General features: G+C 38.6%; 28 protein-coding genes. 20 read left to right on the top strand and 8 right to left on the bottom strand.

The features are described 5' to 3' along the window. Positions 1 to 92: 92 nt before the first annotated feature. Genes ACTQZM_RS04225 through ACTQZM_RS04215 form a run of 3 tightly spaced genes read left to right on the top strand, consistent with a single transcriptional unit; the run spans position 93 to position 2,265 of the window. On the top strand, positions 93 to 503 hold the full coding sequence (locus tag ACTQZM_RS04225) for a hypothetical protein (protein ID WP_047333989.1): 411 nt from the start codon (positions 93 to 95) through the stop codon (positions 501 to 503). Between the two features lie 20 nt (positions 504 to 523). After that, positions 524 to 1,951, top strand: coding sequence for a flotillin family protein (locus tag ACTQZM_RS04220; protein ID WP_047241696.1), 1,428 nt, complete (start codon positions 524 to 526; stop codon positions 1,949 to 1,951). A gap of 2 nt (positions 1,952 to 1,953) precedes the next feature. Continuing rightward, the gene (locus tag ACTQZM_RS04215) at positions 1,954 to 2,265 is read left to right on the top strand and encodes a heavy metal-binding domain-containing protein (RefSeq protein ID WP_087402305.1); all 312 of its coding nucleotides are present in this window, start codon (positions 1,954 to 1,956) and stop codon (positions 2,263 to 2,265) included. A 51-nt stretch (positions 2,266 to 2,316) separates the two neighbouring features. Here the strand turns inward: ACTQZM_RS04215 and ACTQZM_RS04210 are convergent, their stop codons facing one another. After that, a complete protein-coding gene (locus ACTQZM_RS04210; RefSeq protein WP_243198114.1) occupies positions 2,317 to 2,619 on the bottom strand; it encodes a MazG-like protein in 303 nt (100 codons plus the stop codon). A gap of 273 nt (positions 2,620 to 2,892) precedes the next feature. Between ACTQZM_RS04210 and ACTQZM_RS04205 the strand changes: the two genes are divergently transcribed. The 7 genes from ACTQZM_RS04205 to ACTQZM_RS04175 all read left to right on the top strand — a co-directional run bounded on the left by ACTQZM_RS04205 (position 2,893) and on the right by ACTQZM_RS04175 (position 8,660). Beyond that, complete coding sequence (locus ACTQZM_RS04205; RefSeq protein ID WP_441652997.1) at positions 2,893 to 3,243, top strand: bacteriocin immunity protein; 351 nt, start codon at positions 2,893 to 2,895, stop codon at positions 3,241 to 3,243. Positions 3,244 to 3,389: 146 nt separating this feature from the next. Further along, positions 3,390 to 3,692: a type II toxin-antitoxin system RelB/DinJ family antitoxin gene (locus ACTQZM_RS04200; protein ID WP_441652996.1), complete on the top strand. Its 303-nt coding sequence runs from the start codon at positions 3,390 to 3,392 to the stop codon at positions 3,690 to 3,692. Positions 3,693 to 3,696: 4 nt separating this feature from the next. After that, positions 3,697 to 4,017 carry a type II toxin-antitoxin system RelE/ParE family toxin gene (locus ACTQZM_RS04195; RefSeq protein ID WP_441652995.1) on the top strand — a complete coding sequence of 107 codons (321 nt, stop codon included), beginning with the start codon at positions 3,697 to 3,699 and terminating at the stop codon, positions 4,015 to 4,017. A 174-nt stretch (positions 4,018 to 4,191) separates the two neighbouring features. Next, positions 4,192 to 4,650, top strand: a complete 459-nt coding sequence (locus tag ACTQZM_RS04190; protein ID WP_441652994.1) for a hypothetical protein — start codon at positions 4,192 to 4,194, stop codon at positions 4,648 to 4,650. 13 nt (positions 4,651 to 4,663) lie between these two features. Then, positions 4,664 to 5,434: a DUF6681 family protein gene (locus ACTQZM_RS04185; RefSeq protein ID WP_441652993.1), complete on the top strand. Its 771-nt coding sequence runs from the start codon at positions 4,664 to 4,666 to the stop codon at positions 5,432 to 5,434. A 42-nt stretch (positions 5,435 to 5,476) separates the two neighbouring features. Then, the gene (locus tag ACTQZM_RS04180) at positions 5,477 to 5,788 is read left to right on the top strand and encodes a hypothetical protein (RefSeq protein WP_349278633.1); all 312 of its coding nucleotides are present in this window, start codon (positions 5,477 to 5,479) and stop codon (positions 5,786 to 5,788) included. A gap of 427 nt (positions 5,789 to 6,215) precedes the next feature. Next, positions 6,216 to 8,660 (top strand): heavy metal translocating P-type ATPase, encoded by a 2,445-nt coding sequence (locus tag ACTQZM_RS04175; protein ID WP_441652992.1) that lies wholly within the window; start codon positions 6,216 to 6,218, stop codon positions 8,658 to 8,660. A 20-nt stretch (positions 8,661 to 8,680) separates the two neighbouring features. On the opposite strand, the gene ACTQZM_RS04170 is transcribed toward ACTQZM_RS04175, so the two are convergent. Continuing rightward, complete coding sequence (locus ACTQZM_RS04170) at positions 8,681 to 8,917, bottom strand: hypothetical protein (RefSeq protein WP_016250359.1); 237 nt, start codon at positions 8,915 to 8,917, stop codon at positions 8,681 to 8,683. 94 nt (positions 8,918 to 9,011) lie between these two features. Continuing rightward, complete coding sequence (locus ACTQZM_RS04165) at positions 9,012 to 10,058, bottom strand: LLM class flavin-dependent oxidoreductase (protein ID WP_441652991.1); 1,047 nt, start codon at positions 10,056 to 10,058, stop codon at positions 9,012 to 9,014. A gap of 120 nt (positions 10,059 to 10,178) precedes the next feature. On the opposite strand from ACTQZM_RS04165, the gene ACTQZM_RS04160 reads away from it, so the two are divergent. Beyond that, positions 10,179 to 10,544, top strand: coding sequence for a winged helix-turn-helix transcriptional regulator (locus tag ACTQZM_RS04160; RefSeq protein WP_016250357.1), 366 nt, complete (start codon positions 10,179 to 10,181; stop codon positions 10,542 to 10,544). A gap of 188 nt (positions 10,545 to 10,732) precedes the next feature. On the opposite strand, the gene ACTQZM_RS04155 is transcribed toward ACTQZM_RS04160, so the two are convergent. Further along, positions 10,733 to 11,299 carry a GNAT family N-acetyltransferase gene (locus tag ACTQZM_RS04155; RefSeq protein WP_441652990.1) on the bottom strand — a complete coding sequence of 189 codons (567 nt, stop codon included), beginning with the start codon at positions 11,297 to 11,299 and terminating at the stop codon, positions 10,733 to 10,735. A gap of 74 nt (positions 11,300 to 11,373) precedes the next feature. Further along, complete coding sequence (locus ACTQZM_RS04150) at positions 11,374 to 13,158, bottom strand: M3 family oligoendopeptidase (RefSeq protein WP_441652989.1); 1,785 nt, start codon at positions 13,156 to 13,158, stop codon at positions 11,374 to 11,376. 186 nt (positions 13,159 to 13,344) lie between these two features. On the opposite strand from ACTQZM_RS04150, the gene ACTQZM_RS04145 reads away from it, so the two are divergent. From ACTQZM_RS04145 to ACTQZM_RS04125, 5 genes are all read left to right on the top strand, one after another. Next, positions 13,345 to 14,142: a hydroxymethylpyrimidine/phosphomethylpyrimidine kinase gene (locus ACTQZM_RS04145; RefSeq protein WP_441652988.1), complete on the top strand. Its 798-nt coding sequence runs from the start codon at positions 13,345 to 13,347 to the stop codon at positions 14,140 to 14,142. A 9-nt stretch (positions 14,143 to 14,151) separates the two neighbouring features. Next, a complete protein-coding gene (locus ACTQZM_RS04140; protein WP_047339226.1) occupies positions 14,152 to 14,649 on the top strand; it encodes an ECF transporter S component in 498 nt (165 codons plus the stop codon). Beyond that, a complete protein-coding gene (locus ACTQZM_RS04135; protein ID WP_441652987.1) occupies positions 14,650 to 15,195 on the top strand; it encodes a TIGR01440 family protein in 546 nt (181 codons plus the stop codon). It begins immediately after the preceding gene. 177 nt (positions 15,196 to 15,372) lie between these two features. Next, positions 15,373 to 15,870 (top strand): VanZ family protein, encoded by a 498-nt coding sequence (locus tag ACTQZM_RS04130; protein WP_047343105.1) that lies wholly within the window; start codon positions 15,373 to 15,375, stop codon positions 15,868 to 15,870. A 348-nt stretch (positions 15,871 to 16,218) separates the two neighbouring features. Beyond that, on the top strand, positions 16,219 to 17,661 hold the full coding sequence (locus tag ACTQZM_RS04125; protein WP_441652986.1) for a WD40/YVTN/BNR-like repeat-containing protein: 1,443 nt from the start codon (positions 16,219 to 16,221) through the stop codon (positions 17,659 to 17,661). Between the two features lie 47 nt (positions 17,662 to 17,708). On the opposite strand, the gene ACTQZM_RS04120 is transcribed toward ACTQZM_RS04125, so the two are convergent. Next, positions 17,709 to 18,164, bottom strand: coding sequence for a hypothetical protein (locus tag ACTQZM_RS04120; protein WP_441652985.1), 456 nt, complete (start codon positions 18,162 to 18,164; stop codon positions 17,709 to 17,711). Between the two features lie 288 nt (positions 18,165 to 18,452). Then, complete coding sequence (gene hemH, locus ACTQZM_RS04115; RefSeq protein ID WP_441652984.1) at positions 18,453 to 19,424, bottom strand: ferrochelatase; 972 nt, start codon at positions 19,422 to 19,424, stop codon at positions 18,453 to 18,455. 52 nt (positions 19,425 to 19,476) lie between these two features. On the opposite strand from hemH, the gene ACTQZM_RS04110 reads away from it, so the two are divergent. From ACTQZM_RS04110 to ACTQZM_RS04100, 3 genes are all read left to right on the top strand, one after another. Then, a complete protein-coding gene (locus ACTQZM_RS04110; protein ID WP_441652983.1) occupies positions 19,477 to 20,193 on the top strand; it encodes a class A sortase in 717 nt (238 codons plus the stop codon). Positions 20,194 to 20,813: 620 nt separating this feature from the next. After that, on the top strand, positions 20,814 to 22,337 hold the full coding sequence (locus ACTQZM_RS04105; RefSeq protein ID WP_441652982.1) for an ATP-binding cassette domain-containing protein: 1,524 nt from the start codon (positions 20,814 to 20,816) through the stop codon (positions 22,335 to 22,337). Between the two features lie 93 nt (positions 22,338 to 22,430). After that, positions 22,431 to 23,846, top strand: coding sequence for a L,D-transpeptidase family protein (locus ACTQZM_RS04100; RefSeq protein WP_441652981.1), 1,416 nt, complete (start codon positions 22,431 to 22,433; stop codon positions 23,844 to 23,846). A gap of 123 nt (positions 23,847 to 23,969) precedes the next feature. Here ACTQZM_RS04100 and ACTQZM_RS04095 read toward each other — a convergent pair whose 3' ends face one another. Beyond that, positions 23,970 to 24,935, bottom strand: coding sequence for an L-lactate dehydrogenase (locus tag ACTQZM_RS04095; RefSeq protein WP_047341635.1), 966 nt, complete (start codon positions 24,933 to 24,935; stop codon positions 23,970 to 23,972). A gap of 565 nt (positions 24,936 to 25,500) precedes the next feature. Between ACTQZM_RS04095 and pth the strand changes: the two genes are divergently transcribed. Beyond that, entirely contained in the window at positions 25,501 to 26,061 is a 561-nt protein-coding gene (pth, locus tag ACTQZM_RS04090; protein WP_047341634.1) for an aminoacyl-tRNA hydrolase, read from the top strand. Positions 26,062 to 26,130 lie beyond the last annotated feature (69 nt).

Here is a 26,130-nt window from a genome sequence, read left to right as displayed (position 1 = left end):
CTAGGACTTAAGATGGATTTTACTTTAACTTGCTTGAATAGAAAATCAAATAGTGTTATTATACAACTATAGAACTTAAAGGGATGAGCAAAATGCAAGCACTAATCAATTGGTTAAATCAGTCAATAGCCACCTTACCAGATTTGATGCAAGCCCTGGTGTGGGTAGGTATCATTAGTTTGGGGCTTATCGGACTTTACCTGATTTTTAGTCTAATTTTTGCGCCGTTTATGTATCTTTATAATAAGTGGACCGACCGCAATCAAAGCAATTCACTCTCAAAGGAAGATTATTTGCTAGGTGAATTGACCGTCAAGATTAAAGGGGATTCGATTGGGGAAGTAATGGAAACAGGTAGTGGTCATGCACGTGCGACTTTTCCTGCCAAATTATTCCGTCCAAAAGATATCAAAGCAAACCTTGAGATTCCGGCTGGTAGTAAGGTCTTGATTGTCGAATTTGATGCTGAAGGTCGGGCGCTCGTCGTCAATTATCCGCGTTAAAAAAGAAAGAAGTGGTGTAGATGTTTAGTTTTTTGGGAAATCCGATTTTTTGGATTGTATTTGTTGTTTTAGCTTTAGTGATCTTCTTGATGGTCCGTTATCGTATAGGAAAACCCGATGAAGCCTTGATTGTAACCGGTTCATTCTTAGGTAAAGAAGGCATCAAGATTTTAAAAAACAGTGGGACTTTCGTAATTCCAATTGTGCAAAAAGCGCATAAATTGAGTTTACTTACCCACAAATTAGAAATCGGCACACCAGAAGTTTATACCGAACAAGGCGTGCCAATCAAAGCCAGTGCGACCGTTTTAGTGAAAGTGGGCAATAGTACCGAAGCGATTAAAACAGCTGCTGAACAATATTTAGGCAAATCAACCGCTGAACTAGAAGATGAAGCACAAGAAGTATTGGAAGGTCATTTACGTGCAATTTTAGGGACTATGACCGTAGAAGCCATCTACAAAAACCGTGATGACTTTGCGGAACAAGTCCAAGCCGTGGCATCTACTGACTTACAAAAAATGGGTCTAGAAATTGTCTCCTTTACCATTAAAGATGTGAGTGATCCAAATGGTTACTTAGATGCTTTGGGACGTCCACAAATTGCCGAAGTGAAGAAAAATGCTGAAATTGCAGAATCTAATGCGTTGCGCGAAACTCGTATCAAACAAGCCGAAAACGAACAATTGGCGCAACAAGAAGAAATTCGCCGCAAAACCGAAATTGCTGAAGCGAATAAAAACATGGCCTTAAAACAAGCGCACTATAAACAAGAACAAGAAGTAGCTGTGGCACAAGCAGAACAAGTGGCTGTTGGTGAAAAGATGAAGGTTCGTTTGATTGAACAAGAAAAGAATATCGAAATTCAAGAAAAACAAGCCGAATTAACTGAAAAAGAATTAACCGCAACCCTTCGTAAAAAAGCTGAAGCCGATAAATATGTGGTAGAACAAAATGCCTTAGCGAAAAAAGCTCAAGAAATTGCCTATGCCCAAGCTGAAGCCGAAAAAATCAAATTAGCTGCCGAAGCTGAAGCCCAAAGAATTGAAAAACTAGGGCAAGCTGAAGCCGAAAAGATTGCCAAAGTCGGTCAAGCACAAGCGCAAAGCAAGGAACAAATGGCCTTGGCTTTACAAAAATTAAACGAAGCTGGGGTATTAGTCGAATTTATCAAAGTCTTACCTGCCATTGCTAAAGAAGTCAATGCGCCAATTAGCAATATCGATAAAGTGGTTAGCTTTGGAGCTGGCGATGGTGTTCATCAAATGGGAGAAGCAGGATTAGCTCGCACCTTTGAAACCATCAAAGAAACCACAGGCCTTGATTTAGTGAACTTAATCAATGAAACGATGTCTAGAAAACAAGCTAATCAAGAAATTGTTGCAGCGATTGAAGGACAAAAAGTACAACCAGAAGTAAAAGAAAAGATAGAAGAAGAGGGAGAATAAAGATGATTGTTACAACAACAGAAAGAATTCCAGGAAAAGAATATGAAATTATTGGCGAAGTATTTGGCTTAACAACCCAATCGAAAAACGCCTTTTCAGATATTGGCGCAAGTTTGAAGAGTCTAGTTGGTGGAGAAGTCAGAGCCTATACGAAGATGTTAGAAGAATCACGGGAAGTAGCAGTTGAACGTTTGAAAGAAAACGCCAAAGCCATGGGTGCCGATGCGGTTGTCATGATGCGCTTTGATAGCGGCTCAATCATGCAAGAGATGCAAAGCGTGGTTGCTTACGGTACAGCTGTAAAATTTAAATAATGAAACCCAAAAACGTTACTGCTCAAGAGAGAGTTAGTAACGTTTTTTGGCTTATAATTGTTCTTTTTCGGTTAAAAAATTTTCGAGCTCTTGTTCAATGTCTATGTCTAATCGATTCGCTAATTCAATTAACCACCAGACATTTTCTGCTAATTTATGTTCTAAAGTATAGGGTGTCTCATCATAATAGCGGCCAAATTTGGTCATCACTAGTCGATTGAGATTGCCAATATCATTACTGAGAGCTAAAAGATCTTCTTCAACTGACCATTCGCTGCCATGATGCTGGCGTTCTAATTCATGGTAACGTTGTCTAATTTGAATACTGCGGTTGATTAATTCGTTAACTTCCATCGGATTGCCTCACTTTTGCTGAACGTACCACGAATACTCTTGACTAGAGGTACATGGCCTAGCTTATTATAGCATACTTTAACTAAGCTGGATGTCAATCGGAAACCAATACTTATCTCTTGAGTAAATAGTAAAATAGGAGTAAAATAAGGGTATGGGAAAATTCTGAATTTTTGATTTTCCTTTTTTAAGCGGATAAAATGTAAACGCTTAAATATGGGGTGAGCAAAGAAATTCGAAGTGATAGTATAGCTAAAGAGGGGGGGGTTTGTGATGGAAGTATCAGCTGTAAAAGAAAAGGTACATGAGTTGTATAAGTTACTAATTGCGCATACGAAGGAAGAACAAGCGACATCATGGTTAGATATTACGGATTGTCTCTTGCAAGTTTACAAAAAAATCGACACCAATCCTTCTCCGCCGATTTTGGTGAGTAAGCTCGTAAACTATATTTATCTAACCGCAGTGGATGCTCGTTTACATTTTACACCGCAAGAAGAAGGGTTGATTAACGAATTGAACCACTATGCTAATGAGGCGGGTATCAATCGGCAATATCGTGCCAATGCAGTGGATAAATCACAGTTCTATGATTTAACCGAGTATATGCCAATTAGAAGATAGATGAATCATAACAGGATGTGAGGCAAGAATCGTACATTGCTTGACATCCTTTTTACTAAAAGCAATCGTTTGTATATCAAATGATTGCTTTTTTGCTTTTTGTTGTGTTAAATTTACGGTAAGAAGAAAAGAAAGAGGCGATAAGTGTGTCTGTATCATCAAAAAAAACAGCTAGTATTTTTACCAGAGTGACGCCCGAATTAAAAGAAGAAGCGGAAAAAGTTCTCGAACAGCTACAAATCCCAATGTCAACCGCGTTAAGCATGTTTTTACAACAAGTGGTGAATCAACAGAGAATCCCATTTGAAATAAAACTACCGCAAAAACCAGTAAATTATGATTCCTTAACCAAAGAAGCCTTTGACCGTGAAATTCAAAAAGGCTTGGATGATTATGAAAAGGGTAGAGTTTTAACTGTTGCAGAAGTAAAGGCAAAATTTGAGGAGTAACTTGATGAGCTCAGTTTATTGGAATATTGTATACTCAAAAGAAGCGGATAATGATTTGATAAATATTAAAGAGTATTTAACTTTTTACTCTTCAAAAGAATATGCTAGTAGGTACGTATTATCCATTATTTCTGCAATCGAAAAGTTAAGAATATTTCCAGAAAGATATCCTGTGTTTCCTGATGAGCCGTGGACATCTTTAGGATTGAGATATTTTAATGTGAAAAGCTATATCGTCTTTTACAAATTAATAAAAATAAAATCTCAAATTCTTGTTGTCCGTATATTGAATAAGAGACAGGACGTAGTGAATCAATTGAAATAAGGGCAAACATCAAGAGCATCGGTAATTGCGCCGGTGCTTTTTTCATGCAAAATTCACAAAAGTAAAGTTAATCTTAAGACTCTTAAAAGTTGGCTAAGTTTTAGGCGGACTTATTGAAAGTTTCAGCAAATCGGCGTATAAAGAATAAGAAATCAAAGAAGAGAGGGAAAGGCTTTGAAGAAAGTAGCGCCGATTGTAAAACCTATTGCCGTCTTAACTTTATCGGTATTAATTGCGACCACAACGGGAATTATCAATAGTGAAAGTTACCGTCAACCAAGCGTAAAAACACCAACGAGTACAACGACTACGAGCACGGTTGTTTCCACGCCAAAAACGAGTACGACAAAAGAAGAAAAAACGCAAACAACAACTAGTTCGACGGAAAGTACACCGACAAAAAAAGACCAAACCACTGATAAAGCGCAGACGACAACCAGTCAAGATACCGAGAGTCAAAATAACGCAACAGAAGAGAAACAAAATCAAAATACCAATAACCAAAATACCAATCAAGACAATCAAAATAAGACTGAAAGCGACCAAGAAAAGACCCAAGAATCAACGAGTAGCACACAAGAAAAGCCCCAAACAGACACGCAAGCAAATGCGAATGAAGCCAGTCAGTCCTAAGAGGTGAACGAAATTGACATTATTAATTGATTTAATTAGTTCTTTTCATAAGTTTCTAGGTTATTTGGAAATCAGTCCCAAATATTTAAATCGCGCGTATACGATTCTTAGTATTTTTCCGACCTTGTATATTTTGCGGATTATTTATGGCTTGTTTTTAAATCAACACTATCTGCAAATGCTTTTATATAGCCTAGTCTTTTTAGTTTTGGTTTATTTTATCGTATTGAATAGTTTTTATTATTTTCTGGATAAAAATTCTAAATACGATGTGACGCAACTTTTCGCCAAATATTTACCAGAGGATGCGCTGAATATACAAACGAGCAGCTCTAAGAAAAATAATGCTTTTGCCGGCGAATTAGACTTAATGCAAGTACCGATTCACTTTGGCAAAGATTATCAACTCCTAGTCAATCAAGTGGTTGAACAATGTATCCAAACCAAACAATTGCCACTTGCTGAGCCTTTTATCAAGCAGCAACAAGGGTATGCATTGGAAAAAAATACACTCTTTCCATTTTATGATTTGGCCCAAGTCGGACAAAAAGAATATGTAGTGCGCATCGGATCGAGTTATCAACGTTTATTTGAAGTCGGAATGATTCGCCTAAACGAGGAGGAGGAATTGAAACCAGTGGGATTATTCTTATCTGGTGGCGATTTTTATATGAATGGTCAACTTTTCCACGAACCTTATCAATTAAAATTAATGGCCAAAAATCAAGTGGTCAAGGAAGTTCCGACGATTTCACGCCAAGCAAGACGCCATCATAGTCTATAATTGCGCAAGAGTTTTGTGTATAATGGTTTTGAGGTGAAAGTGATGTTCGAACATTTTTCAGAAATTGATTTACATATTGTCGAATTACCTGTAGAAGTTCAAGATGGCAAGCCTGTCTATCAAGGATTTATCCAAGAATTCCCCTATATGCAAGCCATGGCCAACTCCAAGCGCGAACTCAATAAAGCCTTGATGGAGCAGTATTATGCTTATGTCGAGGAGCAACGTAAATTATATGCCCAAGATTTAGAAGAAGAACCGATGACTTCTTCGTTACTTAGCTATGAAGAATTGCTGAAATATTATGACGGCGAACAATTTGACGGCTTTGAGTGGTCTAGTGAAACAAAATAAAAAAGGCTCATCTAGTTTCAATAGCTAGACGAGCCTATTTTTTTATTTCATTTTCTGCCAGATTTTGTATAGTAATACGCACATCACGACTTGTAAAGCGATGGGAACGAGTCCAAATATAAAACTTAGCAACGGTAATAAATGAGTATACATCATCATTGTGCTCACACCTTTCATTTTTCGTAAGCTTAACAACTATTTTCCTGCCTGACTTCCTCTACTAGCTTAAGTATAACATGTAAGCGATTTTTTTCAAATGAGAATCACTTGGCTTGTCAAACAGTATAGCCATTTTTCATAAAAATCAAGCAAAAATGATTGACGAATGAACCCTAGATGCGTACACTATAGTTGTAAGTTGATTACAAATGTAGACGAAATAACTTGCAAGTTGTTTGCAAGCAAATATAGATTGTGAGGGATGTTTATGAGTCAGGCAACTTATCCAATTAAAGGCATGCACTGTGCTTCGTGTGCGCAAAATGTCGAACGCACGATTAAAGCCTTGCCGGGAGTAAAGAGGGCCAATGTGAATTTAGCCAGCGAAAAGCTAACCGTTGATTATGAACAAAACCAAGTCAATGTCGATGATATGGCGCAAGCGGTGAAGGGAATCGGTTTTGAATTAGTTAAACCAAGCGATACAGAAGTGTTTGGGATTCAAGGGATGGGCTGTGCATCTTGTGCGGCCAAAATTGAGCAAGCGACCCGTAATTTACCTGGGGTTGCCAGTGCCAATGTGAACTTAGCTACGGAAAAATTAAATATTGAGTATAATCATCAAGAACTAACAGCTAATGAAATCATGCAAGCGGTCAAAGAAGCAGGCTATCAAGCGTTTATCTTAAAAAAAGACGATGAAGAAAAATTAGCGCAAGAAAAACAAGCAGCTATTAAACAAATGTGGCGTAGGTTCTTTCTTTCATTAGTCTTTACGGCACCTTTATTATATTTATCGATGGGACACATGGTTGGCTTGCCACTACCTGGTTTTCTTCATCCAAGTACCTCACCGATTGCTTTTGTGACAGCGCAGTTGGTTTTAACCTTGCCAGTGTTGTACTTTGGCCGCTCTTTTTATCTAAATGGTTTTAAGATGTTATTTAAGGGCCATCCGAATATGGATTCTTTGGTCGCATTAGGAACGAGTGCCGCTTTTATCTATAGTTTAGTTGGTACATTTGCCGTGTATCAAGGTCAAGTGGAATTTGCCATGCATTTATATTATGAGTCGGCAGCGGTTATTTTGACGTTGATTACGCTTGGTAAAACGTTTGAAGCCATCAGTAAAGGCAAAACTTCGGAAGCTATCAAGGAATTATTAGCTTTAGCACCGAAAAAAGCAGTTGTTTTGAAAGATGGTAAAGAAAAATTAGTCGATATCGCACAAGTGGCAGTAGGAGATGTCATTTTAGTCAAACCAGGAGAACGTATCCCAGTCGATGGCGTGATTACAGAAGGTCAAAGTACGGTGGATGAATCGATGTTGACCGGAGAAAGCATGCCTGTAGAAAAACAAGTGGGCGATACTGTTATTGGTGCTTCCATTAATAAGACAGGGAGCTTCCAATTTAAAGCAACCAAAGTCGGCGAAGATACCACCCTTTCACAAATCGTTCAATTAGTTGAAGAAGCACAAGGCACCAAGGCACCGATTGCTAAATTAGCCGATCAAGTTTCAGCGATTTTTGTTCCCGTGGTGATGAGCTTGGCCATTTTAGCCGGGCTTGCTTGGTTGATTTTTGGTCACTCTGGTTTAGTGTTTGCTTTAACGATTATGATTTCCGTTTTAGTCATTGCATGTCCATGTGCATTGGGCTTGGCGACTCCAACGGCAATTATGGTCGGTACTGGAAAAGGCGCACAACTAGGAGTCCTCTTTAAAAATGGGGAAGCACTAGAAACTGCTCAAGAAATCCAAACCATTGTCCTTGATAAAACTGGCACGATTACAAAAGGTCAACCAGAAGTCCGCGACATCCAAACTTTTGCCAATTTCACAACTGAAGAAATGCTTTATTTAGCAGCCAGTGTCGAAAAACGCTCAGAACACCCATTAGCTCAAGCCATTTTACAAGCAGCCAAAGAGGCACAGATCACTCTTGGACAAGCTTTTGAAGTGCATACCGTGACTGGTCAAGGGATTCAAGCCAAAGTCGATGAAAAACAAGTCCTATTAGGAAATGAAAAACTCATGCAAAGTTTTGATATCGAAATTGAAGCGGTGCAAGCTCAAGTGGCTCAATTATCTAGCCAGGGCAATACGGTGATGTATGTCGCAAGCCAAGGAGAATTGATTGGACTTATTGCGGTGAGTGATCCGGTCAAAACAAGCAGTCCTCAAGCGATTCAAGCCTTGCAAAAAATGGGCTTAGAAGTTGTGATGTTAACCGGTGATAATGAACAGACTGCCCAAGCGATTGCCAAACAAGCCGGTATTACGCAGGTGATTAGCCAAGTGTTACCAGATCAAAAGTCACAAGTGATTCAAGAATTACAAGCACAAGGGAAAAAAGTGGCGATGGTTGGCGATGGCATTAATGACGCCCCAGCTTTAGCCCAAGCAAATGTTGGTATCGCAATAGGTACAGGTACGGATATTGCCATTGAGTCTGCCGATATCGTTTTGATGCGCGGAGATTTAAATGGTGTCGTTTCAGCCTTACGTTTGAGTAAAGCTACCATGCGCAATATCAAAGAAAACTTATTCTGGGCTTTTGCGTATAATGTTTTAGGAATTCCGGTAGCGATGGGGGTATTACACTTATTCGGTGGCCCTTTGCTTAACCCGATGTTAGCAGGTGCGGCGATGAGTTTTAGTTCCGTCTCAGTATTATTAAATGCCCTACGTCTAAAAAGATTTAAAGGATAACAAAAAGTGAAGCAACATGTTTATTGTGTTGCTTCACTTTTTTTGCTTAACAGGCTGATAAGTTGGCTAAATACAGCTAGGCACAAAGAGAAGATGCCGATGCGGTAAATGATTAGCCCATAATCAAGCCAGAAAATCAAATTTTGTTTATCCCCATCGATACTGCGAAGTGGGGCATACACAAGTAAAAATGAACTAAGTGCGACTAACAAAAAGATAAAGGCAGCCACTTGACTGAGACGATGGATTTTACTCATAATAATCGTATAAACTCCTATGGTAACTGTTTTCTTCATTGTCGCAAAAGCTTAGAAAAAATTCAAATGAAAACATAAATTTTTATTTTATTTCTTAGATTTTCTTCTCAAAATAGTGTCTTACACGAGGAGCGACTTCCTCACCATATAATTTAATCGCGTGCATGGTATCTTCATGAGGAATCGAACCAACCGGCAGATGCAGCATAAAGCGCTCTAGGCCAAGGGTTTCCATGATACGAATGATTTTGTTCGCGACATGTTCAACATTACCGACAAACATCGCCCCTTCATCGGAAACAGCTTGTAGATATTGTTCTTTTGTCATTTCTTGCCAATGTGGACGTTCCATAGCCAATTGATCGGTTAAAGTTTTCGTAGGATGGAAATATTGCTCGATGGCCTCCTCATGATTTTCCTTCACAAATCCCCAAGAATGTGCGGCGACTTTTAAGTTTTCAGCAGGATGATGGTAAGCTTTCCCCACGCGATGATAGTAATCAATTAATGGTTTAAAATGCATTGGATTGCCTCCGATAATCGCATAAACAATCGGTAAGCCTAGACTTGCGATACGTAAGGTTGAATCTGGTGAGCCGCCTGTCGCTACCCATAATGGTAACTTCCCATTAACGGGACGCGGATAGACTCCCCGATGATCAACTGTTTGCGTGAAATCTCCTTTCCATGTCAGTATTTCACCTTTGTTCAATTCTAGCATCATGGCTAATTTTTCATTGAATAATTCCTCATAATCTTCTAAGTTATAACCAAATAATGGGAAAGATTCGATAAATGAGCCGCGACCAAGCATGATTTCTGCACGACCATTGGATAAAGCGTCCACTGTTGCAAAATTTTGAAATACGCGCACGGGATCGTTGGGCGAAATGTTTGTGGTGGCGCTCGATAGCTTGATATGTTTCGTATTCACGGCACCTGCAGCTAGAATAATTTCAGGAGCAGAGACGGCAAAATCTTTGCGGTGATGTTCACCAACGGCATAAATGTCTAATCCGACTTGATCGGCAAGCTCGATTTCTTTAATCATATTGCGAATGCGTTGATCGTGGGATAATACTTCGCCGGTATGTTCAATAGGGGTTGTTTCACCAAAAGTAGAAATTCCTAATTCAATCATTTTATTTCCTCTTTTCTTTTCTTTTTCGTATAATCACTATAGAACATCAAAAAGCATTTGAGAAGTAGGCACTTTTTATTGCCCTAGTTACCAAAAAGATACTATTGGAAGGAATGGCCTATGAACGAAGAAACAATCGCAAATCCTAAGACGCTTAATGTGATGACTTGCCGTGTGGAAGATGGTTTGGAAGTCTTGAGCGGTAAGTGGAAATTGAAAATCCTGATGCAAATATTTAAAAATCCGACCGTACGTTTTTCAGTCTTACAACGAGCGATTCCTGGTATTACGCAGAAAATGTTGACGAAAAATTTGCGCGAATTAGAGGCAGAAGATTTAATTAAGCGTGTCGTTTACCCAACTGTTCCACCAAAAGTCGAGTATTGCTTGACGGAACATGGTAAAGAATTAGCACCTATTTTGGACCAATTACATTATTTCGGTTTAAAACATCGCGCTTATCTGGAACAAAAAAATCGAGGATAAGAGAAAAGCCCGCTTTTATAGTGGGCTTTTTTGTTGCAAAAACGCATGACTCAAAGTGAATGAGTCATGCGTTTTCATTATGAGGTCTTAAACTGTGTAATCAGACAGGAAAAAATTCAGAAGTTTATCTTCCGTTGAGAAACATATAGATGGGAGGACGAATTTTTACAACGGGTATTTGTTCAATGCTATGGAGTATTTTGTGAAAGATAATCTTTGCGTAAGATAGCATACATCGCAATATCAACAATTCCACAGTTATTTTTTCCTTTTTGTCGCAGAATTCCTTCAAATTGTAGTCCACATTTTTGCATTACTTTACCGGAATTTGGATTGTTCACGTCATGACTTGCTTCAATACGGTTTAACCAAGGGTAGTGTTCAAATAAGTAGGTAATCACTCGGCTGAATGCTTCTGACGTATATCCTTGATGCCACCAAGGGCGACCAATGGCATAACCAATCTCCATTGTGCCAATATTTTCATCATATTCAACCACGGTGATTGTGCCAATTAATGTATTTGTTTCTTTGACCACCAATCCCCAGTCCAGTATTTCTTTGTTTTGGTAGCGTTTTTCCCGTAATCGGAGTCGCTCTTTTACTTCATGCTCATATTGATAAGCTGTCCAGGTGAGGTATTTTGTTACTTTAGTATCACTAGCCCAATGATGAAACATTTCATGGGCGTCTTCAACACTGAGTGGGCGTAAGATTAATCGTTGTGTAGTTAGTATGGGGGTAATATATTCCATCAAAATCCTCCTTACCAAAACACACCCTATACCATAGCGATTAGATATAGGGTGCGCATTTAATCTGTAACAAATTAGATATATTTTTCTGTTAATTCCATGAAGGTTGCGATATCTTTTAGAACCATATCGATACCTGCTTGCCAGAAAGTTGCTTGGTGTAAGTCGGTATCTAGGTGTTTTTTCGCTAATTCTTCCGTCGTCATACTTGCTGTATCGCGGAGTAACGCAATGTATTGATCTTCAAAACCATCTGCATGTTGGCTAGCTTTGGCATAAATTCCTAAGCTGAATAAGTAACCAAATGTGTATGGGAAGTTATAAAATGGTACTTCATCAATAAAGAAGTGTAGTTTAGCTGCCCAGAAATGTGGGTGATAGCTGCCTAAACCATCGATATAAGCTTCTTTTTGTGCTTCGACCATTAAACGTGTAATTTCATCCGTTGCTACTAAGCCTTTTTGACGTGCTGCATAGAAGTTGCTTTCAAAGATAAAGCGTGCGTGAATGTTCATAAACATTGCAATTGCATTTTGTAATTTCACATCTAGCAAATTGATTTTTTCTTCATCTGTTTTGGCTTCTTTTAAGGTTGCATCTGCCACGATTAATTCTGCAAAAGTACTTGCCGTTTCAGCAACGTTCATCGCGTAGTCTTGGTTCAAAGTAGGTAAATCCCACATGACATGGCTATGGAAAGCATGTCCTAATTCGTGCGCCAAAGTGGAAACTTCATTGACTGATTCACCATAAGTCATAAAGATACGAGATTCTTGTGACTTAGGTAGACTTGTACAATAACCACCAGGACGTTTACCAGGGCGATCTTCTGCTTCAATCCAGGCTTTATCAAAGGCCATTTGCGCAAATTCAGACATTTTAGGAGAAAATTTCTTAAAGTTTTCCACGATAAAATCTGCGGCTTGATCAAAAGTATAGCGACGTTCTTCAAAATCACCTAAAACAATCGGTGCATCTTGGTCTTGCCAATCCATTTTATCCTTACCGAACAATTGCGCTTTACGTGTCAAGAAGTCGATAATTGGTTGTTTATTTTTTTGAATGGTTCCCCACATCATGTCTAGCGTTTCTTTGTCCAAACGGTTGTATTCCAAAGGTTGTTTTAGGTAATCTTGTACGCCGTGTAATTTGTAGTTATTTAAACGGAACCCATCCAAGTGATTTAACGTGTCAGCAAAAATATCTGCTTTTTCGCTCCAAGCTTTTTCCCATTTTTCGAATAATTCTTGACGGACCGCTTTATCTTGGCTAGACATCATGGTGTTGAAGGCTTGACCGGCTGAAAGCATTTCGCCGTTAAATGGAATTTGGATACTTGCGACGATGGTATCGTAGTGTTGACTCCAAGCACTTTGACCATCTAGTGCCAAGGTATTGATAATATTTTCAGATTGTTCATCTAATAATTCTTGGCCATCTCTGCGCATTTCAGATAGTCGGAAAGCAATTTGACTAAAGTGTGTCATTAAGTTTTGCCAATCTTCTTCGCTGTAGCTAGCAAATTTCTTATTTAAAATTGTTGTGGCTAGTTGAAAAGCAGGAAGATTGCTGTAAAGTTGACCAGTTAATAATTTGGCTTGTTGGTCGTGGATATTTGCAGAGTTCAAAGCTTCGATAAATGAGCCACATTCAGTAAAGCTTTTTTGAATTTCTTCGTGAACTGCTAAAATATCGGTCAATGCTTCTACTTGATTTTCAGTATTTGGTGTAAAAGCGTCGACTAATTGGTGGAATTCTTTTATTTTTGTGCTGATTTCTTGTAATTCTTGTTGCAAGCTTTCAGAACTACTTCCGCCAGCAAAAATTGATTCTAAATCCCAGTTGATTGCATACTTCATTTCAGTCATCCTTTCAATTATGAAATCATTCTCATTATAATGTTATTTTCTTGAAAAAGCTAGGAAAAGGGAAGCAGAACTAGCTGATTTGAAAATCATAAATTGGTTGGGTAAATTTTCGTCCAATTGGTTGTAGGGGAATCATCAAAAATCGGTATAATAAAAGAAAAGAAGTGAGGTGTATGGATGAAGCGATGTTTATTAACCATTGGCGGGCTAGATGTGCTCGGCGGTGGCGGTATTGGTACAGATATGAAAACGATGGAGCATTATGGTTTCTTTTCGTTGAGCGTGATTAGTCTAGTGGCTGGTATAGAGCAAGGAGAATTTGTTTTTCACGAAATGGACATTGCAACCTTTGAGATGCAACTGGCTACGATTGCGCAAAATTTTCAAAATCGATTGGCGGGCATTAAGATTGGACTGCTAGCAAATCCTGAACAAATAAAAGCAGTTTATCAATTTTGTCAGCCGTTTATTGGAAAAATTCCGATAGTCATTGATCCGGTATTGGCTTTTAAGGAAACTTCTCAGCAAGCGAATCAAGACTATCTTGCTGCTTTACAACCCTTATTGGCAATTGCGACCATCCTTACGCCGAATTTGCCAGAAGCTTGTTTATTATTGGGAGAAAAGATTCCCGATGACCTGGCTAGCGTGCAGAATTTGGCCCAAAGTTTGCAAGCGCGGTTTCAGTGTGCGGTTTACTTGAAAGTTGGCGCGCGTTTGTCAGGCAATCAAGCAGTGGACTTTTTGGTTTTGGATGATGTGGTTCATGTTTTACAGGCACCCAAAATCAAGCAGGCGACAATCAATGGTGCGGGTTGCTGTTTATCCAGTGCGTTGTGTGGGGCATTGGCACAAAATCATTCACTTCTTGGAGCCAGTCAGGAAGCTAAAAAATATGTGTATCAGGCCATTCAAGCTGGATTTTTTGTCACAGAGGAAAGTGGCAATGTTTGGCCGCAAATAAAAGGAAATTAGGTGAAGAAAATGAAAGTAAAAAGATTAGCACAATTGGCGATGATGACAGCTTTGACCGTCGCCTTATCAATGATGGTGATTATTCCAATACCTGCGACAAAAGGAATTGTGACATTGTGTGAAGTGGGTATTTATTTGAGTGCTTGTTTATTTGGTGGCACAGGTGGTTTGATTGTGGGTAGTTTAAGTGGCGGGCTCATTGACTTATTATCAGGATATCCACAGTGGATGATTTTTTCTTTTGTAATTCATGGACTTCAAGGATATATTGCCGGTCAACTCTTTCATAGTGGTCTACCCTTTGCCAAAGTTTGGAGTTTACTTTTAGCTAGTGTGTGGATGGTTGTTGGTTATTTTTTTGCGACCAGTCTGCTTTATACATGGCCAGCAGGGATTGCCTCGATTCCAGGAAATATCGTTCAGACGGCATTTGGAATGGGTGTGACCTATTTAAGCTATGGAGCTATTTCGCGCAGTAAGAAAATGCTACATCTGGGGGTAAAGTAAATGATTGAAAAAGAACGATTAATCCGTGAGTTAACAACGATTACGCGAGAGGTTTTGGCTAAAGCACAGCTAAAAGCCGGGGATATTTTTGTCTTGGGTTGTTCCACTAGTGAAATTGCTGGTGGCGTGATTGGCAAAAATTCGAGTCAAGAGATTGGAGAATGGGTCGTTGAAACTTTGCTTGCGATTTTGTCAGAGCAGCAAATTTTTCTAGCAGTCCAAGGGTGTGAGCATTTAAATCGTGCCCTGGTTGTGGAAAGAGCCGCGCAAGAACGTTACAATCTAGAAGAAGTTGCCGTTGTCCCTCAGTTACATGCAGGTGGGGCTTGTAGTGTGGCTGCTTTTCGCTATTTTACCGAACCAGTCGAAGTGGAGCATCTCGTGGCCAAAGCAGGAATCGATTTAGGAGATACCTCAATTGGCATGCATATCAAACACGTCCAAGTACCGATTCGCCCAAGTATCCGCGAACTTGGCGGTGCACATGTAACTGCCCTTTATAGCCGACCAAAATACATCGGCGGCCCACGCGCAAAATATGAATAAAGGTTGTGAAGCGACTTGCTCAGCCACGAGCGGATAAGGTTGTCCGGAACGTCGGGAAAGTCCGCTCTACTTCAAAAGATATCGACTATTCAAAAGTTGTCATTCGTGTTAAGCTATAAAAAGAAAAGAAGTAGGTCAAGTATTTCTTCATAATAATGACATAAGTAGAGGACAAAAATGTTTAAACAATCTAGAAAAAATGGGAACTTTTATCTTATTGTTACGTTAATCATGATGGCAATCTTATTTTACAGTTCATCGCAAACTTATGAGCAACAATCTCAAATATCTTTGCTGACCAAACTATTAAAAGACGAGCCGCTACGTGACTGGTTGAGTAAGATTTCTTTTGATTATGCCGGTTCAACCGTGAGTATTGCACATTCGGGTTATTTTCATTTTGTGGAATTTTTTATTCGCAAAGCTGCTCACTTTACCACTTACTTTATTTTAGGTGGAAGTTTATTTTTAGGATTAAGCGCGAAATTAAATCTTGCTTGGCTGTGTGCCCCGGTTAGTGTTTTTGCGGCTTTGGGTTATGCGGCCAGCGATGAGTTTCACCAAATGTTAACCGGTGGACGGACACCATTATTCCAAGATGTGATGCTAGATGGTGCTGGAGCTTTATGTGCCGTAGTAATTGTATTGTTGTTTCGTGCATGGAAGAAAAGATAGCAAACTTTAAGCCCTTATCTTTGAAGTAAAGTCAGAGATAAGGGCTTATTTTATAGTTCAATGATTCGGTCGCACCGTTCTTTTAAGGCAGTCTCAAGATGGTGCGTAATCATTTGTTCACAAAACTATCAAACTTCTGGATGAACCTTTCAACAAAATTCTTATAGGAACTTTGTCAGATAAGGTTAAGATAATAATGCAGAAATATTAGGAGTAGTCTATACAGTCTATTTCATTGTACAATAGTTAAGTAAAGATTATTTTGCTTATTATTGTGTCTAATTTAGTTTAAATCTGAAAATAATCTGATGTTATGGTGAATTCGTTGATTTCAAGGAGTATTTATTTATGAAAAAAAGTGTTGACTGGCTGATTTTGCTGCTGTATGCGTTTGTTCTTTATCAAGTATACCAGATTTGTTTTAAAGGAGGGCTTAGAAGTAGACTGCCTCTTTTACTGATTTGCTTGGGGATACTCATTGTATTTTTGCTTGTAAAGTTGATTCTAAGAGGTCTTGGAAACTGGCCTTCTTTTAGTCGGATTCGCCTGATTACTTTTCTAGCAATTACGCTGTTTTTTGGTGGCTTGATTACTTATACAGGGATTCCTTATCATGGGCAACTCTCCTGGAAGATAATGCAACTCTTAAATGAGAAGCAAGTCGAATTCGTCCATCGTAATCTTTATCAGGATGGCGTATATGGTTTGTTAAAGGATATCAGGAAAAAAATGAACGTACCAGACACATTGTATGTGCTGGATGAATTTTCTGTGCAGTTTAAAAAGAATGGCACCATAACAAAGGTGGATGGTTTTTTATACGGACGCGATACTTCGGGAAAGGTTCAGACTTTTTTGCTTTCCTACGATGAAGCACAATCTAAAAAGCTCATTATTCAGATGAATGGCAAGGCAAACACTACTTTTGATGAAGCTGCCTCATTTGCGCCCTTACTTCAAATGTTCAATCAGGTGGATATTCGGGCAAAAATTTCTCCATTGACAGTTACAAATGATGCCGATGTATATGGCCTTCTTTACACTGGGAAACGCCAATTTACAACAGCAGAAGGTTTGGAATCCATAGACGAAAAAGGAAGAGAAGAACTGGCTAAACTCAACAATGGAGGAGCTGTCGAAGGTTTTGCCGTTTCCTTATTTATTCCACAGCGTGAAGATATTTCGCCTTTACGATTAATTCTGAATCCAAAATATCTTACGCCAGATTCAATCGATCAATCCCAAGAAAAGCAAATAATCAACCAATCACAGCAAAGCGAAACATGGACTACAGATTCACAGGATGGTAGTGTGTATTATTTTGTTCCTGAACAGAAATCTATTGGTTATCGCTTAAAAGTGGCAGATGCAGCAGCCGGATCTAGATACTATGTGCTAGAAAAAACAGAAGATAGCGGAACGCACTGGCAGATGATACATGAAAATCCGTTTGCTGGAGTAGCTGGTGTGGCAGAAGGGATCGAATTTTTTACGAGTGACTTTGGTTTTATCGGTGTGACAGGTGCTTCACAGACACATTCTCAAATATTTATGACCAAAGATGGCGGAAAAACATTTACAGAGGTACTTCTTCCCTTTAATCAATTGAAAGAAATGCCAGAAAAAGTAAAGACCTATGGATTGAAATTGGAGGATTTTCAATATCTTTCTATGCCATTTTATCAAGAGGGTAAACTGGTCATTCATGTATCTACAAGTGCCAGCGAGACAGAACACTTAAGCTTTTATTCTCAAGATGAGGGTGTTACATGGACTTTTGAAAATAAATGAAAAAACAGGTCAGAATGCATGTCATCTCTGGCCTGTTTGCTAATATTTTATTTTTCGCTGGTAAAGGTTGCTTCGAATACTTCGCCAATCAATTGTACTCTGATAAGATGATAGCTGTGGTTTGCTTGTGTAATCGTTTTAGGAATAGCTTTGAGGTCCGTGTATTTTTCGGTCCATTCGTCTTTTGCTTGCGTGTGATCAGTTTCAGGAATGAAGGTGGCTTCTAGCTGACTCTCGTTTTTTACGTCAACGGATAATAATTGCCACGTTTGCTTTTCCTCTGTTAAGGTTTTAGGAATATCACTTAGACTTTGATACGTTTTGCTGAGTGTTTGCGTGGTAGCCTGTTGCGTACTGGTTGTTGTCGAATTACTCAGGGCAGTACTTAAACTTGTCTTTTGGGTGCTTTCATGAGTTTCAGCAGATTTACTGGCAGTACTTTGGCAGCCTGTAAGTATAAAAAGTAAACCAATCGATAATAGGAATCTTAGAAATTGACGCATACCAATCACCTCTTGAATTGTCAGAATATTTATATAATTAATTGTAGCACATCATGAAAAAAGTAAATCAACATTGGTAGCGAATTCTAAAAAAAGAGCCACTCCACTTAGATCAGCTCTCTATACGATTATTTACTTTTTTCTGTTAAGTCACTTAGCCAACGAGTCAAGAACTGACCCTTAAAACCAAGCGCACCTAAAACGAAGACAACAACGACAATTTTTAATACATCTAACCACATAAAATCGCCTCCATTTCTTACCCTCATTATATCATGAAAAGGGCGGCTAGGATAGTAATTTCACTACTAATTGGGCGAAATCAGAATCGGCATTAAAGGGTGGCAAATAGTAAAAATGTTGGCCGCCAGCTTGTAAAAAGTACGCCTTATTTTCTTCTTCAAGTTCTTCAATGGTTTCCAGACAGTCCACGACAAATCCCGGCGCTACGACTAAGAGATTTTTGATTCCTTGTGTCGGTAGTTCTTTCATCAGGGCATCAGTAGCCGGAGTGAGCCATTTTCCGGGACCAAATTTGGATTGGAAACTTTCAAAATACTGAATAGGACCGACTTTTGCCATGATTTCTTGCGTGGTGCTATGACATTCATCTGGATAGGTGTCCCCTTTTTGTACATAGCTTTCAGGTAAGCCATGGTAAGAAAACAAAATGGCATCCACCTGATGATGGGTCAGGAAGTTTTTGATTTTTTCAGCAAAGTACTGAATATAATCGGGATGGTCATAATAAGAACGAATAAATCGCGTAGTAACAATTTTATCGCTCCCTTTAAAATAATTCATCACGCTATCAAATACCGAACCGACTGTGGTACCAGAATATTGTGGATACATCGGTACAATCGTCAAATCCGTTACCTTTTTGGCTAACATGGCATCTAGGGCGTCTTCAATACTTGGATCGCTATAACTCATAGCAAACCCGACCTCATAATTAGGTAAGAGTTGCGCTAAGTGTTCTTTTTGTGCTTGCGTATAATGAAGCAATGGAAACCCCTGGTCTGTATAAATTTGTTGATATAATTGTGCTGATTTTTTGGGACGCGTCTGTAAAATAATACCATTTAAAAGCGGCAACCAAAACCAACGCGGCATTTGAATTACTCGTGGATCGCTTAAAAATTTTTTTAAATACTTTTTCACATCTTTCACCTCAGGGCTTTTAGGGGTCCCAAGATTGATGATGAGTACACCTTTTTTCAAATTATTCACCTTTTCTACAATTGAATTACTGGACATAACAAAGAAATTATAGCATAATTTTGTTATAAATAAAGGCGAGGTGTGCGATATGGCGGAAAAGAAACAACGTAAGCTAGTCTCTGTTATTCTAAATATCCTGACAGTTGTTTTATTAGTTGTGGGCTTGGTTTTAGTTTTTAATAAGCCGATTCAAAAATATTTACTCCATCAAAAAATCAACAGCTATCAGGTGACGAAATTAGATAAAAAACAAGTGAAAGACAATGAAAAAGCTCGGGCAACTTTTGATTTTGATCAGGTCGAGCCGATTAGTTTAGAAGCAATTATGAAAAACCAAGTAAGTGCTAAAGATTTGCCGGTGATTGGTGGGATTGCCATTCCAAGTGTAAAAGTGAATTTGCCGATATTTAAAGGGTTAGCCAATGAAGTTTTGCTTTACGGAGCTGGGACGACAAGTGAGCAACAGAAGATGGGCGAGGGAAATTATGGCCTTGCTTCCCATCGAATGTTTGATGAAAGTTTGTTATTTACGCCGCTTGATCATGTGAAAGTGGGCGACAAAATTTATTTGACAGATTTATCTAAAATTTATGTCTACCAAGCGATTAACAATCAGCGCGTTTCTCCTGATCGGGTGGATTTGCTAGATGTGGTGCCAGGAAAACGCTTGGTAACACTGGTGACTTGTGGTGAAATGAGCGGGGAAACCAGACGCGTCATTCAAGGTGAATTAAAAGAAATTGTTGATTTTGACCATGGAACCAAAGCGATGAAAGAAGCCTTTGAGATGAATAGCAATCACTAAAAAAAGGATGTGTGGCAGATTGGGCAGACATGAGAAAACTCGTGCGTACCCACAGATGTGAAAATCAGTTAGTTTTAAAGACTTTCACAATCGTTGGGGCGAATTTTCAAAATGACTAGCTGCCAAACACAGATTAAAAAAAGATTGACTTTTGATGAGAATTGAGTGATAATGAAGTCGTAAATACGAGCGCTAAGTTAGCTGCTCCAAAAAGAAAGGACTGTTGTGCATTGGCTACTTTTGCTAAAAACAAGATAGATGCGTTATTAAACATAGAGTTTTGCACCATCAAATTTAGCAATCGTAGTAGGAAAGCCTAATAGCTGCAGTCATCATCCTATATATTTGCATGCAAAGATACTTACTCTTGTTGTTTAATAACAAAAGTAAGTATCTTTTTTTTAGGTCGTGAAGCGACTTGGTCAGCCACGAGCGTATAAGTTTGTCCAGAACGTCGGGAAAGTCCGAGAAGTAAAGACTTTCCCAGACGAGCTGGCTTATACGCCGAAGTGGCTAGTCGCTGAACGCCGATATTAAGGATGTGAGCTGGGTTGATCAGCTCCAAGCAGCTTGGTTATAAAAAATGCATTCGTTCAGAAAATACACGAGGAGGGATGTTTATGTTGCAGTTTCAAAACTTAACCTTAATCCACCAAAAAGACCAATTTCGTTTGGTAGATGGCTTAACGGGCGTTGTTCATGCGGGGGATAAGGTCGCTATTATCGGAGAAGAAGGAACGGGTAAGTCATCGTTACTAAAGTGGCTTTGTCGCTGCCCTGAAGTCAATGATTATTTAGAAGCGCAAGGCAGTTATCAATGTACCTTTCAGCAAATTGGGTATTTGCCGCAATTTTTACCTAGCAAAGATGAACCATTAAGTGTCTATGATTTTCTGTTTTGTGATTTAGATGCCAATGAAATTGATTATTCCTACTTAGCAAAGTTGGCGAGTGATTTTCAATTGGATCAAGATTTTCTATATTCAAGCCAAAAGATGGGTACACTTTCTGGTGGGCAAAAAATCAAAATCCAGCTAGTGAAAATTCTGTTACATCATCCGGATATATTGTTATTGGATGAACCTTCGAATGATTTAGATTATGAAAGTATCCAGTGGTTAGAACACTTTATTCGAACGAGTGATTTAGCAATACTTTATATTTCACATGATGTAGTGTTATTAAAAAATACCGCAACAAGCATCATTCATCTGGAAAAAATTGCGCATCAACAGCGTGCCGTCGTCCATTTTGTCAAAGAAGATTACCAAACCTATATTGAACAAAGAAAAAGTGCGGCAGATAAACAGTTGCAAATCGCTCTTAAGCAACGAAGCGAAGATAAAAAACGTAATGCTCAACTCCAGCAGGTCAAGCAAAAGGTCCAACATCAATTGCGAACCACTAAGTTGGATACGAAGGGGCGGTTGTTAGCGAAAAAAATGGCGAGTTTAAAATCTCGTGAAAAACGATTTGAAAAAGAGCGCGCTCAATTTACCGAAATGCCGCAACAAGAAGAGGTAATTGGTTTAAAATGGCAGACTGTTCAAGCGGTGCCTTCTAGTAAGCCACTCATTCACTTAGAAAATGATCAGCTTAAAGTCGCGGATAAAATATTGGTTGAGCAGATTGATTTTACGTTTTTTGGTCAAGAAAAAGTAGGTATCGTGGGCAATAATGGGATTGGTAAGAGCCTATTCTTACACAAAATCGCTGAAATGCTACAAAAGCGAACCGATATTCAAATGAAGTATATGCCACAAAATTATTTTGAAGCGTTGGATACCACGCAAAGTCCTGTCGCATATTTGTTATCCCAAACCAAGCAAGATCAAGCAACAGTGATGACTTATCTGGGTAGTTTGCAGTTTTTTGTTCAAGAGATGCAGCGCCCTATAGCCTATCTATCTGGCGGTCAAAGGGCAAAATTGGTGATTTTAGGCCTACTTTTATCCCAAGCTAATGTATTATTGCTAGATGAACCGACGCGTAATTTATCGCCAACTTCCAACCAAGTCTTAACACAACAACTTCAGCAATATAACGGCGCCTTGCTGACGGTATCGCATGATCGTTATTTTCTAGAACAGGTTTGCGAGAAAATCTATCAACTTGATAAAACCGGCTTACAGCGTATCTTTTAAGCAAATATAAAATTTAAGCATATGTTAAAACTTTTTTGGGGAAAATGTGGTATGATAATTGATACAGAAAGTAAATAGGGGAAGAGTGTTTATATGCCAGAAGTTTCAAATAGAAGAAAACGTCATAAAAAAAATAAAAATACCAAACTCATCCTTGGCTCCATTGCTGCTGTTGGGATTGTAGCAGTCGGCGGCTATGCACTGGGCAGCAATTATTATTCAAAACATTTTTTACCTAACACCCAGGTAGAAGCCGTTGAAATTAGCAATATGTCCTTGGAGCAAGCACAAAAAACCGTGGATGATCAACATAAAAATCAATCCTTCCAAATTAAGTTAGACAATCAAGTGCTTAAAGAAATCAAGAAGTCTGACTTTGGGATGGAATCAAATTCAAAAGCGACTTTGGAATCTATCTTAAAGGCGCAAAATCCTTGGTCTTGGGGTGGATCATTCTTTTCAAGTAAGAAAGCCACTGCGAATAAAACAACTTTTAACCAAGAAGTGTTAACACAACAGTTAAATAGCTTAAAGACTGAGCTAGATCAAGTCAATCAAGGGCGTACGCAAACACAAGACGCCGGAATTGCCAGAGAGGCTTCAGGTTTTGTGATTACGCCAGAAGTTCAAGGAAATAATTTCAATGTAGACCAAGCGATGAAGGCCATTGAAAAAGGTTTAAAGAGTGGTCAGACATCTGTCAGCTTAAATGATTTTATTCAAAAACCAAGCGTAACTTCTAAAGATGCGCACTTACAAGAAGAATTAAACACTGTGAATAAAGTGATTCAAGTTCAAGCTAATTATTCGATTAATGGCACCACTTTCCAAATTCCAACTGAACAAATTGCGGATTGGGTGACTTATGAAAATAAACAAGTAACGTTGAATCAAGAAAAAGTGCAAGCATATGTGCAACAATTGGCCAATCAATACAATACTAGCACGAACCCAACAAGTTTTAATAGTACAAAACGTGGCACAGTGAGCGTACCATCGGGAACGCTAAGTTGGAGTATCCAAGTGGCAGATGAAGCCGCCGCCCTTACTGAACAAATTTTAGCTGGAGAAAACTTCACGCGCTCACCAATTACAAAAGGGAGTGCTAAAGCGAGTCAACCACTTGTAGGGAACACCTATATCGAAGTAGACTTAACAAATCAACACATGTGGTACTACAAAGATGGTGCTGTAGTCATTGAAACGGATGTCGTCACAGGGAAACCAACGACCCCTACACCTAAGGGAGTCGACTACATCTGGAAGAAAGAACGCAATGCAACTTTACGTGGTACCAATGATGATGGTAGTAAATACGCAAGTCCAGTAAGTTACTGGATGCCAGTGGATTGGACGGGAGTCGGTATTCATGATTCTGATTGGCAACCTGCTTATGGGGGCGATTTATGGAAAACCCGTGGCTCTCATGGCTGTGTGAATACACCACCTAGTGTGATGGCGCAACTATTCAATGCGGTTGAAGTCGGTACACCAGTAGTGATTTTCTAAAATAATAATAGGCACCTACTTATGGTATTTGCTCCATAAGTAGGTGTTTTTTTGTTAGAAATATAAAAAACGCCTATCCTGAAGAATCAAGATAGACGTTTTTTACTTATCTATATTTAGTGCTTATTCAGCATCTAATTTAGCAAATGCTTCATCAATGATTTCTTTTAATTGTTTAGCAGAAGCATGCATACGTTCACGTTCACCATCAGTTAATGGGATTTCGATAACTTGTTTGATACCTTTTGCATTGATTACAGCAGGGGCACCGATGAAGATATCTTCTAAGCCATATTCGCCGTCCATGTAAACAGATAATGGTAATACCGCATTTTCATCATCTAAGATAGCTTTAGTGATACGTGCTAAGGCAACAGCGATACCGTAGAAAGTAGCACCTTTTTTCTCAATGATTGTGTAAGCAGCATCACGAACGCTGAAGAATAAGTCAACGATTTCTTCTTCGTTGATGTCAGGATGGCTTTTAACCCAATCGTAAATTTGTAAACCAGCAACGTTAGCGTGAGACCATACTGGGAATTCTGAATCTCCGTGTTCACCTAAGATATAAGCGTGAACGTTACGAGCATCAACACCTACTAATTCAGCAAGTGCTTGACGGAAACGAGCTGAGTCTAATGAAGTACCTGAACCGATAACACGTTCTCTTGGGAAACCTGAGAATTTCCATGTTGAGTAAGTTAAGATATCTACTGGGTTAGCAGCGATTAAGAAAATACCGTTGAAACCTGAGTTAACGATTGATGTTACGACTTCACGGTTGATTTTTAAGTTTTTGTGTACTAAGTCTAAACGAGTTTCACCTGGTTTTTGAGGGGCACCCGCAGTGATGACTACAAGATCAGCATCATGTGCATCTTCATAAGTTGCTGAATAGATTGTTTTTGGAGAAGTGAAAGCTAAAGCGTGAGATAAGTCAATGGCATCTCCTTCAGTTTTTGCTTTGTTAATATCAACAATCCCAACTTCTTGAGCAATATTTTGAGTAACTAACGCAAATGCATAACTAGAACCTACAGCACCGTCTCCAACTAGAATAACTTTTTGATGTTTCTTTTCGTTTGACATCTTGTGTACCAATCCTTCCAAAGATTTTTATTTCTATGTCTATGCTACCATTTTCACGAAGATTTGTCATTACTTTTTTCAAAAAATGTAACAGAATTTTGAACTGTTTTTATGCAAATGTTTTCTTTGGCTTTAAATCGGCTTTGTTCAATTGTGAAAATATACACTAAAATGAGAAAAATTCTCATTCTTCGTTCGTTGCTTCACGAACAAGAAGGAAAAGGAGATAAAAAAGGTCGTTTCTTGATTTTTATGTGTTTGAAAGTAAGGTTCAAGATTGTTTGTTGCGATAGATGAAAAGGATAGAGAATGATATTTTGCTAGCATATAATGAAAAAACACTCTTTTCATTTTTATGTTTTTATTTTCATAGAGTGGTACAGATGAGAAAATTCAGTTTTGGTGTTTTTCGTAAATGATTTTCATAAAAATAGAAAACAAAAATCACGAAATATTCGCTATCATTCGGAAGTGTGCTATACTGAATAGGCAAAGCTATTGATTTTTTTGACAATTAATAGTAGGATAATGAAGATTTTTTGTTAAATTTGAAAGGAAAATATTCATGAAAATGATTGTAGGCCTGGGAAATCCGGGAACAAAATATGAAAAAACCAAGCATAATGTCGGCTTTATGGTTATTGATGAATTGGCAAAAAAACATCAGGTAACCTTTAAAAAGAATGCCTTCCAAGCCTTGGTCGGCGAGTATTTTGAAAATGGGGAAAAGATTCTACTCGTGAAGCCGCAAACCTTTATGAATGAGTCAGGAAAAGCAGTTGGACCGTTGATGACTTATTTCAATATTTATCCAGAAGAGCTAGTGATTGTTTATGATGATTTAGATTTGACACTAGGGAAGATTCGTCTGCGTCAAAAAGGAAGCGCTGGGGGTCATAATGGGGTCAGAAGTGTGATTTCACATCTGAATAGTCAAGTTTTTAACCGCATCAAAGTCGGAATTGCTCGGCCAAAACAAAATCAGACGGTCATTCACCATGTATTGACCAATTTTGATAAGGATGAACAGCCTGTTATCAACCAAGCGATGGATAAAACAGTCGAAGCTCTGGAATATTTTATCCAGACCAATGATTTTATGAAAACCATGAATCAATTTAATTAATCATCAGCCATTTTTACTGATAAAAAAGTAAAAGTGGCTAAGTCTGTTTCAAAAATAACATGAAGGAAG

The organism is Enterococcus cecorum, from assembly GCF_052119425.1.
GTDB lineage: Bacteria > Bacillota > Bacilli > Lactobacillales > Enterococcaceae > Enterococcus_E > Enterococcus_E cecorum_C.
Note: the sequence above shows the minus strand (reverse complement) of the source record. Positions and strands in the feature narration are given on the sequence as shown.